We start from the raw sequence: 18334 nt of genomic DNA, 5'->3' as shown, positions 1-18334 counted from the left end.
GCGACGAACACCTGACCCCTGCCCGGCCGTTGCCGGGCCCGCCCGAACCACCGCGACCGGCCCCGGCCGCGCGGTGGCAGGCCGGGCCGCACCGCAGCAGGGGTCCGACCGGCCTGGGCTCCAGGCCGTTTCGTCCGGGAATCGCGCCGCCCCCTTCCCGGATCATCCCGAAAGGCCATCGGCCATGCGTACCGAACCCCGGCCCCGCCCCGTCGCCCGGACGACCACCGGCGCCCTGAGCACCGTCCGCAACCTGGGCATCCTCGCCCACGTCGACGCCGGCAAGACCACCGTCACCGAACGGATCCTCTACCTCACCGGCGCCACCCACAAGCGCGGCGAGGTCCACCACGGCACCACCGTCACCGACTTCGACCCGCAGGAGCGCGACCGGGGCATCACCATCTTCGCCGCGGCCGTCAGCTGCGACTGGGACGGCCACCGGATCAACCTGATCGACACCCCGGGCCACGTCGACTTCTCGGACGAGGTGGAGCGCTCCCTGCGGGTGCTCGACGGGGCCGTCGCGGTGTTCGACGCCGTCGCCGGGGTGGAACCGCAGAGCGAGTCGGTGTGGCGCAAGGCCGACCGGCACGGCGTGCCGCGGATCGCCTTCGTCAACAAGCTGGACCGGGCGGGCGCCGACCTCGACGCGGCGGTCGACTCGATCCGCCGCCGGCTGCATCCGGCCCCGCTCGTGGTGCAGTTGCCGATCGGTCGGGAGGACGACTTCACCGGTGTCGTCGACCTGCTCCGGATGCGGGCGCTGACCTGGGCGGACGGCCACGCCGGCGCGCTGGAGGGCCCGGTGCCGGCCGAGCAGCGGGAGGAGGCCCGGCAGCGCCGACGCCAACTGGAGGAGGCGGTGGCCGAACGGCACCCGGGCGCCCTTGAGGAGTTCTGCGAGCACTCCGCGCTCTCCGCGCCGACCCTGGCCGCGGCCCTGCGCGAGCTGACCCGTACCGGCGAGGGCCTGGTGGTGCTCTGCGGCTCCGCCTACCGCAACCGCGGGATCGAGCCGCTGCTGGCGGCCGTGGTCGCCTACCTGCCCTCCCCGCTGGACGTGCCACCGGTACGCGGCACCCACGGCGGCGGCGAGCAGCGGCGGGCCGCCGACCCGGCGGAGCCGTTCGCGGCGCTGGTCTTCAAGGTGAACTCCACCGCCACCGGGCGGCTGACCTACCTGCGGGTCTACTCGGGCACGATCGACAAGGGAGCGGCGGTGCTGGACGTGGGCGCCCGGCGGACCGAGCGGATCGGCCGGATCCTGCGGGTCCAGGCCGACCGGCACGCGGAGGTGGACCGGGCGGTGGCCGGGGACATCGTCGCGGTGATCGGGCCGAAGGCAGCCCGCGCCGGGGCCACCCTCTGCCTGCCCGCCGCCCCGCTGCTCCTCGAACCGCCCTCGGTGGCCGACCCGGTCGTCTCGGTGGCGGTCGAGGCCCGGCGGAGCACCGACACCGACCGGCTGGCCGCCGCGCTGGCCCGGCTGGTGGAGGAGGATCCCTCGCTGGTCCTGCGCACCGACCCGGAGACCGGCCAGACCGTGCTGTCGGGGATGGGCGAACTGCACCTGGAGGTCGCGGTGGAGAAGGTCCGCCGCGCCCAGGGGCTGGAGGTCGGCGTCGGCCGGCCGAAGGTCTCCTACCGGGAGACGGTCACCCGTGCGGTGTCCGGGCTGCTCTACCGGCACGTCAAACAGGAGGGCGGCGCCGGGCAGTTCGCCCATGTGGTGCTGGACGTGGATCCACTGGCGGCGACCACCGCCGGCGGCGGCGAGGGTGCGGGCGCGGACGGCGGGGCGCTCTTCGAGTTCCGGTCGGCCGTGGTCGGCGGACGGGTGCCGCAGGAGTACGTCCGGGCGGTCGAGGCCGGCTGCCGCGACGCCCTGACGGAGGGCCCCCTCGGGGGTCATCCGGTCACCGGACTGCGGGTCACCCTGACCGACGGGGCCACCCATCCCAAGGACTCCTCGGAGATGGCGTTCCGCACGGCCGGCCGGCTCGCCCTGCGGGAGGCGCTGCGGGCCGCCGCCACGGCGCTCCTGGAGCCGGTGGTCGAACTCACCGCGACGGTGCCCGAGGACGCCGTGGGCGGGGTGCTCGGGGACTTGGCGGCCCGGCGCGGCCGGGTCTCCGGCTCGACCACCCGGGGCGGCACCGCGGTGATCACCGCGACCGTGCCGCTGGCCGAGCTGTTCGGCTACGCGACCCGGTTGCGCGGCCGCACCCAGGGCCGGGGGACCTTCACCACCCGGCCCACCGGCTACGCCCCGGCGCCGGCCCCGCGGCCGGGCGCGGCCCCGGCGACGCCGCTCCGGTAGGGGTGGGGCGCAACCGTCGGGGCCCGCGGAGCCGGGCCGGCCGCCGCCCGTACGTCCGGGCGGCGGCCGGCCCTCGGGCTGGGCGCCACGGCCGCTCCCCTGCTGGACGGGCGTCGCCGTGGTGGCGGCGCCCGTCCACCGTCATCGGGCGCGACACCGCGGCACGAGCCGCACCGGCACGGGCCTCTCCGGTACGAGCCGCGGCGGCACGGGCCTCAGCGGCACTGGCCCGACCGCGGCCCGTCCACCGTGTTGTCCGTCTGCCGAAGCTCCGGTTCGTTGCCCTCGCACGTCACCGGACCGGTCACCCGGTTGGCCTCGAGGACGGGCCCGGCCGGCTGCGGCGGCAGCCCGCCGCCACTGTTGCCCGTGATCCGGACCGGCCCGGTCACGGTGTCGGCGGAGACCTGGACGCCCCCGGTGTTGGCGTCGACGGTCAGCGGCCCCTTGAGCGTGTTGCCGTCGCAGCGCGCCGGGCCGTCCTGCCCCGAGCCGATCAGCACGAAGCCGCTGCTGTGCCGGACGGTCACCGGGCCGGTGAGCCGCGCGGCGCAGATCGCCACCGCGAGGGCGCCGTCGGCGGAGACCGGACCGGTGACCGGGGCCCCCGACACCGCCAGGGCACCGCCGGGGCGCACCGTGAGCGGGCCGGTCTGGCTGCCGCCGGGGCCGATGCAGAGCGACTCGCCGGCGGCCACGGTCAGCGGCCCGAGGTGCGCGGTCGTCACGCACGGCCGGCTGAACCCGACCGTGACCGGGGCCGGCTCCGCCGTCGCGCTCGGCGCGAACGCCGGGTCGCCGCCGTAGCCGGCGGCGATCGCGTGCGCGCCGGGACGCAGTCCGCCGGTGCTGAGGACGGCCCGGCCGGCCGTCAGGGGGACGGTCGCCAGCACGGTCGGTCCGTCCCGGAAGGTGACCGCCCCGCCCGGGGTGCCGGCGGCCCGGTCCGCCGCGCCGACGGTGGCGGTGAGGCTGACGGAGTGCCCGAACAGCGGGCTCTCGCTGCTCGCGGCGAGCGAGACCGACGTCCCGTAGCGGAACGAGACCACCGCCTTTCCGTCGCCGTGGTTCACCCCGGGGAGGAGGGCGACGCCGGAGGCCGCCGGGGTCGCGAAGCTGCTCCCGCCGCCACCGCCCGCGCCGTAGAGGTTGCCGGGGTTCCCGCCGCCGGAGCCGCCCGCACCGCCGAACCAGCCACCGCCGCCACCGCCGCCGCCGTTCCCGCCCCGGCCGCCGTTGCCGCCGGGCCCGCCGCTGCCGGGGTTGACCAGGCCGGTGTTGGGGTCGATGTCGCCGCCAGCCACACCCGGGCCGCCGAGCGCCGAGTTGGGGCTGCCAAGACCGTACGCCGACCGGGTCCCGCCGCCGCCGGCGACGCCGGAGCCCTCGGGGCCGCCGCCCTGGCCGCCGGGCTCCGCGACCGGGCCGCCGCCGTTGCCGCCGCGCAGCAGGGGCCCGCCGTTGCCCGCCCCTCCGCCGCCACCCGCGACCAGGATCCGGTCGGCGGGGCCGAAGTCGCCGGCGCGGACGTCCGAGCCGCCACCACCGGATCCGCCGCCCCCGTGCGCCCCGCCGCCGCCGGCCCCGTGGCCGGTGCCGCCCGGTCGGGCGAACTCGCCGTGCCGGGAGCTCCCGGGGCTGCCGGCCGCGCCCACGGTGATCTGCAGGCGCTGCCCCGCGCCGACCGCCAGGGTGGCCCGGGTCTCGCCGCCGAGCCCGCCGGGCGCCCCCGGGTTCGGCGGGTTCGGGGCGACGAAGCCGGCGGCGCTGCCGCCCTCGCCGCCGAACAGGTCGACGCTCACCTCGGTCACCCCGGCCGGGACGGTGAGGACGTCCGTGCCCGCCGCCGTCCAGGTGCAGGTCGGCGGCGTGGCCGTGAAGACGCCGCCGGCGCCGCACGGGGCGGCCCCGCCCGCCGTGGCCGCCGGGGGGACCGCGGTGCCGGCGGTCGCCGGGTCCGCCGAGGCGGTGACGGGCACCATCATGGCGGCCAGCAGGCCGGCGGCGCCGGCCACCGCCAGTGTCCTGGATCCGGGCCGGGCGGTCCGGTCGTTCTCGTTGTGCTGCATGGGAGTTGACACTGCCTCTCCGGGCCGGTCAGGGACCGGCCCGCGGTGGTACGGGGCGGGGAATGGGGGTGGGGGTGGGGGTCGTGGGTCGACCGCGGTGTCCGCGAGCGGGCGGTTCGGTCGTACTCGGCGCCCGTCCCACCCGCTCGGGTGGCGCGCCCCGCCGGTGCCGGGTCAGACCCCGTCGTCGGCGCAGAGCGCCCAGGCGTCGGAGTAGGTGGCGGGCGAACTCGCGCCGCCGGTGTGGGTCCAAGCCGTCCAGTAGGCGGCCGTGGTCGTCCCGTCGGCGACCGGGTTGCCGCCCGAATCGCTGGGGAAGCTGCCGTTGAGGTGGTCGCCGCCAGAACCCGGGCCGGTGAAGTCGGTGGTCGTGACGCTGCCGCCGCTGATGGCGGCGCCGCCGCCGATCAGCTTGCCGTCCCCGCCGCCGCAGCCGACCGTCACGGTCGCGCCCGAGGTCGCCGAGGTCGGACCGCTGACCTCACTGTGGCGGACCTTGACGGTGGCACCGCCGATGCTGATCCCGCTGCCGCTGCAGATCGCGTAGGCGTAGGTGGTGTTGGTCGCCCCGCCACCACCGCCGTTCCACCCGACCGCGGCCCAGGAGTCGGGGTTGCTCTCCCCGTCGGCCGCGGCCTTCCGGCCGTAGTCGTGGCCGGCGTTGTTGAAGGTGGGGTAGCACGCGATCGGCTTGAAACTGCCTACGCTGGCCGGCGTGGTGCGCGATCCGCCGCCCAGCAGACGGGTGTTGGCCGGGCAGGTGGCCACCACCAGGCCGACCGTCGAGGCCGTGGTCGGTCCGGCGGTCCTGTTCATCACCACCTGGGTGTGGTTGATCAGGTTGCTGCTGAAGCAGACCGCGTACGGGGTGGTGGAGAAGGCGCTGTCCACGGCGCCGCCACTGCCGCCGATCGCCAGCCAGTGCGTCACGTCGGTGCCGACCACCCCGGTCGAGCCGGTGTACTCGGTGCTGCCGTCGGGGCTGGGCGACGTCCCGTTCACATGGTTGCCGTTCGAGACCGTGCCGGTGCCGATGGCCTGGTCGACGCCCCCACCCGAGACGAGGCCGGAGGAGCAGTCGGCGTGGGTCGACATCTCGGCGAAAGTCGAGGCGGGCCCGGACGTGGCCCCGGGCGTCTTCACGGTCGCAGTGACCGTGTCGGCGTACGCGGTACCCGGCAGGGCCAGGACCAGCAGGGCGCCGACGGCCAGTGCCTTCCCGGTGCCCAGGCGGCTCAGAAGTCCCGTTCTCATGGTGTGCTCCCATTTCCGGTTCCAGGGCGCGGAGTACGACCTGGCGGTGCGGTACGTAGTGGTGTCGCGCGGCGTGGCCCGCCACCGGGACGGCGGCCCCGGGGTGGCGGGGGCGACGCGTCGTCCGGCGTGGCGGTGGGGCGCCGCGGGGTGGGTCAGGCAGGCCGGCGGCGGCGGCCGCTCGTCGGCGGCCGGCCACGGCTGATGGGCGCACGGGCATGACGGTGCCCGGGGCGGGTGGCCCACGGCAGATGCCCGACGCCCGAGAGCAGATCCTCAGGTTCGGATCCGCCTTTCGCCGCGCCACCGCGAATTGCGCATGCGGACTCTAACAGCCACCACGGCTCGCATCCACCGGTGAATTCCGGAGAATTCACTCGCAACAGCCGGGCCGTCCCCGCATTCGACCCGGCCCGGTGAGGCGGCGGGTCGCGAACCATCCGCCCGCCGGCGGCGGAGTCCGGCCTGGGCGGACACGAACCACCCTTCCGGCGCCAGGGGAAGCAGCGCTGACATGTTGCCCGGTCAGCCGCCAGGCCGCTGCGACGGCCGGCCCCGGCGGCAGCAGCAGTCCCCGTCCGGGGCGGTGCGAATTCTCACGGCTCCCGGCAAAATTCTGCAACCGCCGCCATTTCAGCGGAAACAGCAGCTGTAGAAATCACCGACGGGCGTTCGGAATTCCTGGCCGAATGCACAGTCGCATTCCTCGACCACCGGGACCACGCCGGCATCGCGCGGGCCGACGCCCGGGCGACGCAGGGCCGGCCGAGCCCCGGCCCGGCTCAGCTGACGAGTTGGTCGATGCTGTTGCCGGTCAGCCACAGGCCCACCAGCAGGCAGATCAGCACGATCGCCTGTTCCTGGTGACCGTCGACCCACTGGCGCATCCTGCCCAGCGCGGCTCCGGCGGCCTCCGGCGAGAACGCCGTGTACAGCTCCATCACCAGCAGGCTCGCCGAGGCCAGCACGCAGTAGCCGAACAGCAGGGCCACGGTGGCGGCGTCGGAGAGATTCGCCTGCACCACCGTGGCGGCGCCCGCGCCCACCAGGCCCCACGGTTGCAGCAGGAAGGCGAGCCCGGCGGCCGTCCAGACGGAGATGGAGTCCACCCTGGACATCCACTTGGGCTGCCGACGGGTGCCCCTCGGCCGGCGGCGCCGGAGCTCGCCGTAGACGACGAGTGCGACACCGATCGACAGCTTCACTGCCTCGGCCGCCGCCGAGGGGGCCGAGTTCCGGCCCGGGGGTGTGCCGCCGGTCAGCAGCAGCACGCCGGCGATCACCAGTACCAGGCTCGCGAGCCAGGCCAGGATGAACGCCAGCCCCTTGCGGACACCGCGCTCGGAGGAGAGCAGCAGGATGAAGGCGCTGTTGTGCAACGGCCCCAGCGTGATGCCGGTACCGATCAGAACAAGATCAAGGACCATCGCCACCGGCCGCCTTCACGGTCGCGACGGAACCCGCATGCGCCGGCCCGCCCGCGGGCGACCCGCCCCCGGCGTACGGCTTCCGCCTCCCGCCACCCCGACGCTCGGCCATCTCTGCCCTCCGGTAGTGGCCGGGCCGGACGGACATCAGGCCCGGCAGGCTCAGGCGCAGGTCGTGCCGGCGCAGGTACGGGTGCGCCGCTCGTCGACTCTGTTCTCAGCGGCGGCCCGAGTCAAGCAGGACACGGCCGGGGTAGCCCGATTGCCGGTCGCCAGGTCAGGGCGGAGATGGAACCTCCGCGCAGCGGCGCGTGCGAGGCTCGCGGCCAACGGGTCCTGACCGCTCCGGAGTTCGGAGCGCTCACGTCGGCCGGGTGCATCCACGCCGCGTGAGCGGAACACGAGTACGCCACCGCTTCGGCCGGACCGGGCTGAGGCCCCGGCGGAAGGCGCCGCCGGGCGCCCCGGTCCGCCCTCGGTCAGGGCCGCTCGGGTCCGCGGTAGGGCAGGGTCTGGCTGTAGACGACGCTGGTGGTGGTGCTGCCGAAGCCGGCCAGTTCGTCCATGAGCTTCTCCAGGTGCTCCATGGAGGTCGCGGCCACCTTGAGGGTGTAGCAGTCGTCGCCGGTGGTGCGCAGGCATTCCAGGATCTCCCGCCGCTCGGCGAGCAGGCGGCGCAGCGGCTGGTGGTGGTTGCCGGGGTACTTCAGCCGGACGACGGCGAGCACGGGGTAGCCGACCTTCGCCAGGTCGACCACGGCGTGGTAGCCGGCGATGACGCCGGTGGCCTCAAGGTGGCGGACCCGTTCCGTGGTGGCCGAGGGACTGAGGCTCACGCGCCGCCCCAGCTCGCTGAGGGAGATGCGTGCCTCGCGCTGCAGCTCGCCGATGATCGCCCAGTCCACGTCGTCAAGATTCACTGCCATATCGCGATTCTACCGGCAGATCCGTGGCGGAACCCGGGGATGACCGGGAGAACAATCTTCCATCCTCCTTGATCGCCGAGATAGCCTCGGATCATGCAACTAGGCGTGAACGTACCGAACTTCGGGCCGGGGACCGACCCCGGTGTGCTGCGCGAGTGGGCGCAGGTCGTGGAGGGGCTGGGCTTCGGCCTCCTCATGATGTCGGATCATGTGGTCGTCACCCCGGAGGTGGCCGAGCGGTACCCGGAGCCGTTCTACGAGCCGTTCACCACGCTGGCCTGGCTGGCCGGGGTGACCAGCACGGTGCGGCTGGGTACCACCGTGCTGATCCTGCCCTACCGGGAGCCACTGCTGGTGGCACGAACGGCGGGCACCCTCAACCGGCTCAGCGGCGGCCGGCTGGTGCTGGGGGTCGGCGTCGGCTGGTCACGGCAGGAGTTCGAGGCGCTCGGCGTGCCGTACTCCGCGCGCGGCAGGCTGACCGACGAGCACCTGGCCGTCCTGCGAAAGGCCTGGGACGAGGAGACCGACGACGGCACCGGCCCGATCCCGGTCTGGGTCGGCGGCCACAGCGAGGCCGCCGTCCGGCGCACCATCAGGTTCGGCGACGCCTGGCATCCGCTGCGGGCCGGCCTCCCGGCCATGCGCTCCGTCCTCGCGCAGCACGCGCTGCCGGGGTTCGCGCCCCGCATCGCCCTGCGGCTCACCGACGCGCCGATCGACGACCCCGAGCGGCTCGCCGGCACCGGTACCGTCGAGCAGGTCCTCGACGATCTGGACCAGTTGCGCAAGCTCGGCGCCGAAACCGTCCTGCTCGACCCCTACCACGGGGACCCGGAGGACACCCGCCGGCCGCACGCCGCCTGGCAGGCCCTCGCCACCGTGGCCAACCACTGGAGGACCGCATCGTGATCACCCCCGCCGACGAGCAGTTCCTGCGCCGCGCGATCGCCCTCGCGGCGAACGCCGTCAAGCTGGGCGACGCGCCCTACGGCTCCCTGCTGGCCGCCCCGGACGGCACGATCCTGATCGAGGCCCACAACACCGTCCGCAGCGACAACGACATCAGCGCCCATCCGGAGCTGAAGCTCGCGCGCTGGGCGGCTCGCGAACTCGATGCCGAGACCGCCGCCCGCACCACCATGTACACCAGCTGCCAGCCCTGCGGCATGTGCGGCGGCGGCATCGCCCGCTCCGGGCTCGGCCGGGTCGTCTTCGCGCTGGCCACCGAGCAACTCGTCGAGCTCAACCCGGTCTCCGGGGCCTGGCCGACGGTGGCCCAGGACGGGCCGGCGCTGTTCGACGAGGCGCGCGTTCCGATCGAGCAGTACTACCGGTCATGACCGTTCCCACGGCCGGCGGACAGCGGCGGGGGCCCGCGGGGGGAGGGCCCCCGCCGATCCGTCCGCACGGGTGAGGGGCGGGAGGTGAGCGGGGCCCGCCCGTACGGCGGCGTCCGGCTGCCCGAGGGGAGCTGGTGGGACTGGGAGGTGATCGGATGGGACGCCGGGCAGTTCCGGCTGGCCTCCGGGCATGACCTCGCCTACCACCACGGCCTGGAGCTGGTCTTCGACCAGCCGGCCTTCGTCAGCTGTCCGGCGGAGTTCCAGGATCCGGTCTTCCGTGCGCCGACCCGCGAGGAGTGGACGGGGCTCACTCGTCGGCTCGGTGGAGTGCCGCCCGTCCTGGTCGCCTTCGAAGCGGACGCCGGCGGCCGGGAGCCCGTCTCCTGCCTGGTCGCCGCAGAGGGGGTTCGAGGTCGTGCACGGGACGGTGCTGAGGTACTGGCGGGAGGATCTCGCCCCCGGTCAGCGCTTCGCCCCGTGGGTACGGCCGCCGGTGTAGCGGCCGGCCCGCCCGAACTCGCCGCCGCACTCCGCCGTGCCGCGGCCGCCCTTCACCGGGCCAGTTCGTCCAGCCGCCGGGCGGCGGCGGCGAGTTCGGGCGGGCCGCCCCGACGGGCGGCGAGCCGGTCGCGGAGGCCACGCAGTTCGTGACCGACCAGGGCGGGCAGGCCGCCGAGGCCGACGCCGACGGCCGGGTCCTCCAGGGCCGGGCGCAGCAGCGCGAGGGCGGCCTGCGGGTCGTCCGCGCAGAGGTGGCAGTCGGCGATCCGGAGCCTGAACAGCAGCCGGGCCGAAGGAAGTTGCTCGGGTGCCAGCAGCTCCAGGGCGGTGCCGGCGGCGTCGAGCGCGCGGCGCGCGAGACCGAGGTCGCCGACCACGGCGGCGGCGTCCCGCAGGGCGGCCGCCGCGCCGGACTCCACCCGTAGGTGCATGGACGCGATGGTCAGCCAGGGGGCGTCGGACTCGTCGCGGGACCCGATGTGGTCGAGGTGCAGGCGGGCCCGGCCGACGTGCCGGACGGTCTCCCGGACGTCCCCGGCCAGGGCGTGCGCGCGGGCCTGGTAGACCTGCGCCATCGCGCCGGCCCAGTGCCGGCCGGGGGCCGCGCGGGTGATCTCACGGGCGTAGCCGAGGGCGGAGGCGGCGTCGCCCTCCAGCCGGGCCAGGGTGCTCATGTCGCTCAGGGCGGCCACCTGGGTGGCCGGGTCGTCGGCCAGTTCGGACCAGCTGAGCGCGCGGTCGAAGCAGGCCATCGCGGTGGCGTTGCGGCCGCGCTGCATCCGCAGGACGCCGGCGGCATGCGCGTACTCCGCGGCGAGCCGGGCCAGCGGGCGGCGCGGGTCGGCCGGCGCCAGCGGCAACTGCCGGACGATCACCCGCAGGGTGTGTTCGACGGCGGCGGCGATGCCCGGGTGGATGTGTTCCTCGCCGGCCCGGATGTGGACGGCGAGAAGGCCGGTCAGGGCGTGCACGGTGTCGGCGTCCGTCCGCGGCGGGCTGTCGGGGGCGGCCGCGCAGAACTCGGCGTGCAGGGCGGCGATGTCGGCGGCCGGGGGGACGGCGCAGCCGGAGGCGCCGTGCAGGGGGCAGAGCAGTCCGTAGTCGGGGAGGCGGGCCGGGAGCAGGCCGCCCAGCGGCGGCAGCGCGGTGCGGGCGGGCTCCGCCGCGGGCCAGCCGGGCAGCGGTGGCCGGACGGGCCGGGCGGGGCCGGGCGGGCTGTGCTGCCCCCGCTCCACGTGTTCCGGGTGGTCCGCGCTCTCGGGGTGGTCGGCGCGCTCGGGGTGGTGCGCGCTCTCGGGGTGGTCGGCGCGCTCCTCACGTTCCTCGGCGGCACGGAAGGCGGTCAGCAGGTCGCCCTCGGCCCCGAGCAGGTCGTCGAGCCGGGCGGCCAGGCGCGGGGTGGCCCGACGGATGCCGTGTTCGAGTTTGCTGATGGCCGTGTGGTCGTAGCCGACCAGGGCGGCCAGCCGGGCCTGGGTGAGGCCGGCGCTCCGGCGCCAGTGGCGCAGCCGGGCACCGAACACCGGCCAGGGGGTCGGGCGTACGGGGGCCCGGGGCGCGGGGGCGGGGCGCGCGCGGTCCAGGGGCACCGGGACGACGGCAGGCCGCGGGGCGGCGGCCGGCAAAGGGGCGACGGCCGGCCCGTCGGTACGCGTGACGGCGTGGCTCCGTTGCACTGCAGCTCCCCCCTGGTCGCCGGGTCGACGGGCGCGACGGGGCGCCCTCCGTGCCAGGACGGTACTGGAGGAACGTCGCCCCGTACATGAGGTGGTCTCAACCACTTTGCGGGGTGGGCACCTTGACAGAACTTGCCGAAGCGCCGTCGGAGATGACTAGACCATTGCTCCGGACATGACGACATGTGAGGGTTCCGGCACCCGAGCGCGGACACCCCGGTACGACCGCCCTCCCCGGCGGCGTACCGGGGGCACCACCGCTGCACCGTCCGCGCTCGAGGACCCCCACGTTCGAGGAGCCTCGATGCAGCACGGAACCACCAAACGCAGATTGCTGACGGCCGGGACAACCCTGGCCGTCCTGGCAGGCATGATGGCCACCACCGCCGGATCGGCGTCGGCCAGGCCGGACGGGCCCACCACTCCCCCGCCCAGCGCCCTTGCCGCCGCCGTTTCCGCCGCCGACCAGGCGGCCGCCGCCGGCCTGGACTCGCTCGCCAAGGGCCCCGGCGAGAGCTACGAACGGCACACCGTCACACCGTGGATCGACGGCATGTATTCGGTGGCGTACGAGCGCAGCTACCGCGGCCTGCCGGTGGTCGGCGGCGACGCCGTCGTGATCGCCGACGGGCAGGGCCGGGTCCGGGCCACCCAGTCCGCCTCCACCGGCCCGGTCGGGGTGCCGACCACCCCCGTGGTCGGCGCGGCGGAGGCCGAGCGGACCTCCCGCGGCGCCCTCGCCGCCGTGGACGCGGTCGACTCGCACCGGCTGGTCGTCCGGGTCAAGGACGGCAAGGGCCGGCTCGCCTGGGAGACCGTGCTCACCGGCCGGACCGCGACCGCCCCCAGCCACCAGCACGTCTTCGTCGACGCCCGGACGGGCGCGCTGATCGACAGCTACGACGACGTCAAGGCCGGCACCGTCAACAGCAGGTGGAACGGCCCCTCGCCGCTGACCATCAGCACCACGGGCTCCGGCAGCTCCTACTCGCTGCGCGACCCCGGCCGCTCCGGGCTGAGCTGCGCCGACTACAGCAGCGGCCAGGTCTTCTCCAAGTCCAGCGACTCCTGGGGCACCGGCAACCCGACCAGCAAGGAGACCGGCTGCGCCGACGTGATGTTCGCGGCGCAGAAGGAATGGGACATGCTCCGCGACTGGCTGGGCCGCAACGGGCACAACGGCAACGGCGGCAGCTGGCCGGTCAAGGTCGGCCTGAACGACGTCAACGCCTACTGGGACGGCTCGTCGATATCGATCGGCCACAACAACGCCAACGAGTGGATCGCCTCGATCGACGTGGTCGGCCACGAGTTCGGCCACGGCATCGACCAGTACACGCCCGGCGGCGCGAACAACGAGTCCGGCCTGGGCGAGGCGACCGGCGACATCATGGGCGCCCTCACCGAGGCGTACGCGGCCGAGCCGTCCCCGTACGACAACCCCGACTACACCGTCGGCGAGATGATCAACCTGGTCGGCAGCGGGCCGATCCGGAACATGTACAACCCCTCGCTGGTCGGCAACAACCCCAACTGCTACTCGGCCTCGATCCCCAACACCGAGGAGCACGCGGCGGCCGGCCCGCTGAACCACTGGTTCTACCTGCTGGCCGAGGGCTCGGCCCCCGGCGGCGGCAAGCCGTCCAGCCCGACCTGCAACAGCTCCTCCGTGACCGGGATCGGCATCCGCGACGCCGGCCGGGTCTTCTACGGCGGCATGCTGCTCAAGACCAGCGGGATGACCTACAAGCGCTACCGGACGGCCACCCTCACGGCGGCCAAGAACCTGGACCCGGGCTGCACCATGTTCAACCGGGCGAAGGCGGCCTGGGACGCGGTCAGCGTGCCGGCCCAGACCGGTGACCCGACCTGCACCCCGTCCGGCACCAACGACTTCTCGCTGACGCTCGGCCCGGCCGCCGGTTCGGTCCAGCCCGGCGCCTCGACCAGTTCCACGGTCAGCACCGCGGTCACCTCCGGCAGCGCGCAGACCGTCAACCTCACCGCCTCCGGCCAGCCGAGCGGCGTCACGGTGAGCTTCAACCCGTCGTCCGTGCAGGCCGGTTCGTCCGCCACGATGACCGTGTCGGCGTCCGCCGCGGCGGTCGCCGGCAGCTACACCGTCACGGTGACCGGCAGCGGCACCGCGACCCACACCGCGCAGTACTCGCTCACCGTGGGCGGCGGCAACCCGGGCGGCAACGCGCCGGACATCAGCGTCGCCAACGTGCAGGCCCACCTCGCCCAGCTGAACACCATCGGCTCGCAGAACGGCGGCAACCGCCGGGCCGGCACCGCCGGGCACTCGCAGTCGCTGGCCTACGTCAAGGGCAAGCTCCAGGCGGCCGGTTACACCGTCACCGAGCAGTCCTGCACCTCCTGCACGTACGTCTCCAACAACCTGATCGCGGACTGGCCGGGCGGCCCCGCCGACCAGGTCACCATGCTCGGCGCCCACCTGGACAGCGTCTCCGCCGGGCCCGGCATCAACGACAACGGCTCCGGCTCCGCCGTCCTGCTGGAGAACGCGCTCGTTCTCGCCCAGCAGAACCCGACCCTGACCCGGCACGTCCGCTTCGCCTGGTGGACGGGCGAGGAGCAGGGCCTGCAGGGCTCCAACCACTATGTGAGCCAGCTCGGTTCGACCCAGCGCAGCGCCATCAAGGGCTACTACAACTTCGACATGGTGGGCTCGCCCAACGCCGGCTACTTCATCAACAACATCACCTCCGCGGCCTCCGCGCCGATGAAGGCGTACTGGGACTCGCTGAACGTCCAGCCCGAGGAGAACGTCGAGGGCCAGGGCCGCTCCGACGACTACTCGTTCCAGCAGGCGGGCATCCCCACCTCCGGCTACGCGGCCGGCGCCAGCGCCGTCAAGACCTCCGCCCAGGCGGCCAAGTGGGGCGGCACCGCGAACCGGGCCTACGACTCCTGCTACCACTCGGCCTGCGACACCAGCAGCAACATCAACGCCACCGTGCTGGACCGCAGCGCCGACGGCGTCGCGTACACCCTGTGGAAGACCTCGGTCGGAGGAACCACTCCCGCCAACGACTTCTCCCTCTCGGTGAACCCGACGACCGGCAACACCACCGCCGGCGGCTCCACCACCGCCACCGTGGCCACCGCCACCACCTCCGGCAGCGCCCAGACGGTGAACCTCACCGCCTCCGGCCAGCCGAGCGGCACCACGGTCTCCTTCAGCCCGGCCTCGGTGCAGTCCGGCTCCTCGGCCACGATGACCGTCTCGGTCGGCGCGAGCACCGCCGCCGGCACGTACACCATCACCGTGACCGGCACCGGCTCCGCCACCCACAGCACCACCTACTCGCTGGTCGTCGGCGGCGGCCAGGGCGGCGGGACCTGGGCGGCCGGCACCGTCTACCAGGCCGGCGACATCGTCACCTACGGCGGGATCAGCTACCGCTGCCTGCAGGGCCACCAGGCCCAGACCGGCTGGGAGCCGCCCATCGTGCCGGCCCTCTGGCAGCGCATCTGACCCGGCGACAAGCCACCGCGGCCCGTTGGGGGACGGGCCGCGGCCGGAAACGCCGCCCGCCCGAGAGGGGTTCAGTGGGCGGACGGCAGGGATCGGCGCGGACCGGGGTGAGGGAGGGCCCCGGGCGGGCGGGCGGCCGGCGGGTGAGACCGTCCGCCGCCCGCCCGGGGGGAACCGTAGCGCCGGCCGGACCCGCCGTCACGGAGGCGACGTGCGGGGCGGGTTGACCCTCCGCCGATCCGGGGAAGGGGGCGGGCGGGGGTGCCGTGTGGCGACACGCGGCACCCCCGCCCGTCGGCGTTCCCGGTGCCCGCGCGAAGGTCCGACCCGCCGGTCGGGTGACCGCGCGGCTCGGCACCCCGGCCGTCCGGCCGCCGGTCCGGGGATCGCCCGCCGGACGGTGCGAGACTGGGCCCGACCAGCGCTCCCCGCGCGGCAGCCCCGTACCGAAGGACAGCCACCCACGTGTCACCGGCGCCCACCATCCGCAGCGACGTCCCCGGCTCCTTCCCCTGGAGCGTCTTCCACGAGCGCCACCCGAAGCTCGTCCAGCAGGTGCTCGACGCGCTGCCCTACGGACCCGCCGAACGGGCTGCGGTCGAGGACCTGCTCGCGGAAAGCACCACCGGCCTGCTGCGGCCGCTGACCGACGACGGCGACGACCACGGACTCTGGCTGGAGTGGGGCCGGGACGTCTGGGGCACCCCCTGGGGCGAGGCGCCGTTCCTCTGGGCCGAGAGCTACTTCTACCGCCGGCTGCTGGCGGCCACCGGCTACTTCGGGTCGGGCGCCTGGCGCGGGGTCGATCCGTTCGCCCCCTTCAAGGACGCCGAACTGGCCGGGCCGGCGGTCGACGAGGAGCTCGCGGCCCTGGGCGAGCTGCGGGGGCTCGCACCCGCGCAGCGGACGGAGGCCCTGCTGGCCTCGGCCCTCTGGGGCAACCGCGCGGACCTCGGCTTCGGTCTCACGGCCGCCCCGGTGGCGGGCCGCCCGGCGGGGCTGGTCGCGGACGACAGCCGGCTGCTGTTCGCGGCGCCGGCCGCCGCGGGGCGGGGGCGGGTCTGCCTGGTCGCGGACAACGCCGGCCGCGAACTGCTGCCGGACCTCGTCCTGGTCGACCACCTGCTCACCGAGGCCCTGGCCGCCGAGGTGGTGCTCTACGTGAAGCCGTACCCGTACTACGTGTCCGACGCGACCATGGCCGACGTCCTGGCCGCGCTCCGGCGGCTGCGCTCCTCGCCCGAGCCCGAGGCCGGGCGGGCCGGCCAGCGGCTCTGGCAGGCCATGCACACCCGCCGGCTGGTCGTCCGCACCCATCCGTTCTTCTGCGCGCCGCTGCCCTACCGGGACATGCCGCCGGATCTGCGGGCCGAGTTCGCGGGCGCGGCGGTGACGGTCCTCAAGGGCGACCTCAACTACCGCCGGCTGGTCGGCGACCAGCTCTGGCCCGCCATCACCCCGTTCGCCGGCGCGGCCGGTCACTTCCCCTCCCCCGTCGCGGCCTTGCGTACGCTGAAGTCGGACGTGGTGGTCGGCCTGGACGAACGGGTGGTGACCGACCTGGACGCCTACGGCGCCCCGTGGCGGACCAGCGGCACGCACGCCCTGATCCAGGTGCACGGCATGCCGTGACCACCGCCGGACGGCTCCGGACCACCGCGGTGCGGCAGGCGCCAGGTCCTTGCCCGTCCTGTCCGCCGGCCCGGCTGCTCAGCCCGTCGGGCGCGGCAGCACCCCCGCGAGGACGGTGGCGACGGTCCTGCTGAGCACCTCGCTCCCGGGCGGCGCACCGGTGGCGCCGGCGAAGAGCAGGTGGCCGGCCCCGATCAGGGTGGGGGCGACGGTGTCGACGTCCGCGTCCGCGGCGATCCGGCCCACCTCCCGCTCGGCGGCGAGGTACGTGGCGATCATCGTGGTGGCCTCGGCGAGCAGCGGGACGCCGGCCGGCACCTGCGGGCGGAGCCTGGCCCGGAGCTCGTCCCGGGAGATGACCAGGCCGACGACGGCCACCGCGACCGATTCGAACAGGGTGGCCAGCGCCTCGGTGAGGTTGCCGGTGACGGTGCCCTCGCCCGCCCGGGCGCGCAGCGCGGCGGACTGCCCGTCGATCCGGGCGGTGCGGTCGAGCACGAGTTCGGCGAGGAAGGCGTCGAAGTCGGCGAAGTGCCGGTGCAGGACGCCCTTGGCGCAGCCCGCCTCGGTGGTGACCGCCCGGCTGGTCAGTGCGTTGGGCCCGCTGCGCAGCAGGACGCGCTCGGCGGCGTCGAACAGCTGCTCGCGCGCGTCGCGGATGGCTACCCCCGTCGGCATGGTGCGGCTCTCCCTCTCCGGCCCGTGGCCGAACCCGTTGACGAGTGGGCGCATGCCCACTATGAATGGGCACATGCCCACTTTACCGCCTCCGGAGGCCTCTCCCCCGCAGGACCAGCCGCACCACCACCGGCCGCTCGCCGAGTCCTTCGGTACGGACGCCGAACGCTACGACCGCACCCGGCCGCGCTATCCCGACGCCCTGGTGCGCCGGATCATCGCCGCCTGCCCGGGCCGGGACGCTCCCGACCTGCTCGACGTCGGGGTCGGCACCGGCATCGAGGCCCGGCAGTTCCGGGCGCACGGCTGCACGGTGCTCGGGGTCGAGCCCGACCCGCGGATGGCCGCCTTCGCCCGCCGCGGGGGCGACCAGGTCGAGGTGGCGACCTTCGAGGCCTGGGACAGCGCCGGCCGGCGCTTCGACGGAGTCGTCTCCGGGCAAGCCTGGCACTGGGTGGACCCGGCCGTGGGGGCGGCGAAGGCAGCCGGGGTCCTGCGGCCGGGCGGCCGGCTGGCGGCGTTCTGGAACGTCGCCCGGCCCCCGGCAGAGGCCGCCGGGGCCTTCGCGGCGGTCTACGACCGGTTCGCGCCCGAGTCGCTGGCGGCGCGCGCCCACCGGCGGCCGGCGCACGCGCCGGACGGGTACTCGACCCTGTTCGACCGGGCCGCCGACGGCATCCGGCGGGCGGGCGCCTTCGGCGAGCCGGAGCAGTGGCGGTTCGACTGGACCCGGCCGTACACCCGCGACGAATGGCTGGACCAGTTGCCCACCCAGGGCGACCACGGCCGGCTCCCGCCGGCCGACCTGGCAGCGGTGCTGGCCGGTGTGGGCGCCGCCGTGGACGCCCTGGGCGGCGCGTTCACGATGGAGTACACCGCCGTCGTGGTGACCGCGGCGCTGCGCGGCCACGTCTGACGGCGGGGCGGAGGCGCCCGAGCGGATGCGGACCACGGCCGTGCCCGGCCCGAGCGGGGACCGGGCCGGGCGCGGCCGGGCGGG

Annotated in this window: 12 protein-coding genes; 6 read left to right on the top strand and 6 right to left on the bottom strand. The window is 75.2% G+C overall.

Annotated elements, in window-relative coordinates; translation table 11 throughout:
* Positions 1–184 precede the first annotated feature (184 nt).
* Positions 185–2323 (top strand): elongation factor G, encoded by a 2139-nt coding sequence (gene fusA / locus J2S46_RS38045; RefSeq protein ID WP_191291540.1) that lies wholly within the window; start codon positions 185–187, stop codon positions 2321–2323.
* A 215-nt stretch (positions 2324–2538) separates the two neighbouring features.
* Here fusA and J2S46_RS38040 read toward each other — a convergent pair whose 3' ends face one another.
* The 4 genes from J2S46_RS38040 to J2S46_RS38025 form a co-directional block, all read right to left on the bottom strand.
* Complete coding sequence (locus J2S46_RS38040) at positions 2539–4392, bottom strand: Ig-like domain-containing protein (RefSeq protein WP_191291541.1); 1854 nt, start codon at positions 4390–4392, stop codon at positions 2539–2541.
* Positions 4393–4566: 174 nt separating this feature from the next.
* Positions 4567–5646: a hypothetical protein gene (locus J2S46_RS38035; protein WP_191291542.1), complete on the bottom strand. Its 1080-nt coding sequence runs from the start codon at positions 5644–5646 to the stop codon at positions 4567–4569.
* 782 nt (positions 5647–6428) lie between these two features.
* Positions 6429–7073 (bottom strand): GAP family protein, encoded by a 645-nt coding sequence (locus tag J2S46_RS38030; protein ID WP_191291543.1) that lies wholly within the window; start codon positions 7071–7073, stop codon positions 6429–6431.
* Positions 7074–7552: 479 nt separating this feature from the next.
* Positions 7553–7999, bottom strand: a complete 447-nt coding sequence (locus J2S46_RS38025) for an Lrp/AsnC family transcriptional regulator (protein ID WP_073928302.1) — start codon at positions 7997–7999, stop codon at positions 7553–7555.
* A 93-nt stretch (positions 8000–8092) separates the two neighbouring features.
* Here J2S46_RS38025 and J2S46_RS38020 point away from each other — a divergent pair, with 93 nt between their 5' ends.
* Positions 8093–8911: an LLM class flavin-dependent oxidoreductase gene (locus J2S46_RS38020; protein ID WP_191291544.1), complete on the top strand. Its 819-nt coding sequence runs from the start codon at positions 8093–8095 to the stop codon at positions 8909–8911.
* On the top strand, positions 8908–9342 hold the full coding sequence (locus tag J2S46_RS38015; RefSeq protein ID WP_191291545.1) for a nucleoside deaminase: 435 nt from the start codon (positions 8908–8910) through the stop codon (positions 9340–9342). Before J2S46_RS38020 ends, J2S46_RS38015 begins: the two co-directional genes overlap by 4 nt.
* A gap of 554 nt (positions 9343–9896) precedes the next feature.
* Here J2S46_RS38015 and J2S46_RS38010 read toward each other — a convergent pair.
* On the bottom strand, positions 9897–11435 hold the full coding sequence (locus tag J2S46_RS38010) for an NsdA family TPR-like regulatory protein (protein WP_229912946.1): 1539 nt from the start codon (positions 11433–11435) through the stop codon (positions 9897–9899).
* 391 nt (positions 11436–11826) lie between these two features.
* On the opposite strand from J2S46_RS38010, the gene J2S46_RS38005 reads away from it, so the two are divergent.
* On the top strand, positions 11827–15024 hold the full coding sequence (locus J2S46_RS38005) for a M28 family peptidase (protein WP_191291546.1): 3198 nt from the start codon (positions 11827–11829) through the stop codon (positions 15022–15024).
* Positions 15025–15489: 465 nt separating this feature from the next.
* Positions 15490–16656, top strand: a complete 1167-nt coding sequence (locus J2S46_RS38000) for a damage-control phosphatase ARMT1 family protein (protein ID WP_191291547.1) — start codon at positions 15490–15492, stop codon at positions 16654–16656.
* 78 nt (positions 16657–16734) lie between these two features.
* Here the strand turns inward: J2S46_RS38000 and J2S46_RS37995 are convergent, their stop codons facing one another.
* The gene (locus J2S46_RS37995; RefSeq protein WP_191291548.1) at positions 16735–17334 is read right to left on the bottom strand and encodes a TetR/AcrR family transcriptional regulator; all 600 of its coding nucleotides are present in this window, start codon (positions 17332–17334) and stop codon (positions 16735–16737) included.
* A gap of 73 nt (positions 17335–17407) precedes the next feature.
* Between J2S46_RS37995 and J2S46_RS37990 the strand changes: the two genes are divergently transcribed.
* Entirely contained in the window at positions 17408–18250 is an 843-nt protein-coding gene (locus tag J2S46_RS37990; RefSeq protein ID WP_191291549.1) for a class I SAM-dependent methyltransferase, read from the top strand.
* The last annotated feature ends 84 nt before the right edge of the window (positions 18251–18334 follow it).

Origin of the sequence: Kitasatospora herbaricolor (assembly GCF_030813695.1) — a bacterium.
GTDB classification, from domain to species: Bacteria; Actinomycetota; Actinomycetes; order Streptomycetales; family Streptomycetaceae; genus Kitasatospora; species Kitasatospora herbaricolor.
The sequence above is the reverse complement of the archived record's forward strand: the minus strand, read 5'-3'. Positions and strand labels throughout refer to the sequence as shown.

Coding starts and splice junctions, on each gene's coding strand:
- J2S46_RS38040 (WP_191291541.1), bottom strand. CDS start 4,392: ATGCAGCACAACGAGAACGACCGGACCGCCCGGCCCGGATCCAGGACA.
- J2S46_RS38005 (WP_191291546.1), top strand. CDS start 11,827: ATGCAGCACGGAACCACCAAACGCAGATTGCTGACGGCCGGGACAACC.
- J2S46_RS38035 (WP_191291542.1), bottom strand. CDS start 5,646: ATGAGAACGGGACTTCTGAGCCGCCTGGGCACCGGGAAGGCACTGGCC.
- J2S46_RS38025 (WP_073928302.1), bottom strand. CDS start 7,999: ATGGCAGTGAATCTTGACGACGTGGACTGGGCGATCATCGGCGAGCTG.
- J2S46_RS38030 (WP_191291543.1), bottom strand. CDS start 7,073: ATGGTCCTTGATCTTGTTCTGATCGGTACCGGCATCACGCTGGGGCCG.
- J2S46_RS38020 (WP_191291544.1), top strand. CDS start 8,093: ATGCAACTAGGCGTGAACGTACCGAACTTCGGGCCGGGGACCGACCCC.
- J2S46_RS37990 (WP_191291549.1), top strand. CDS start 17,408: ATGCCCACTTTACCGCCTCCGGAGGCCTCTCCCCCGCAGGACCAGCCG.
- fusA (WP_191291540.1), top strand. CDS start 185: ATGCGTACCGAACCCCGGCCCCGCCCCGTCGCCCGGACGACCACCGGC.
- J2S46_RS37995 (WP_191291548.1), bottom strand. CDS start 17,334: ATGCCGACGGGGGTAGCCATCCGCGACGCGCGCGAGCAGCTGTTCGAC.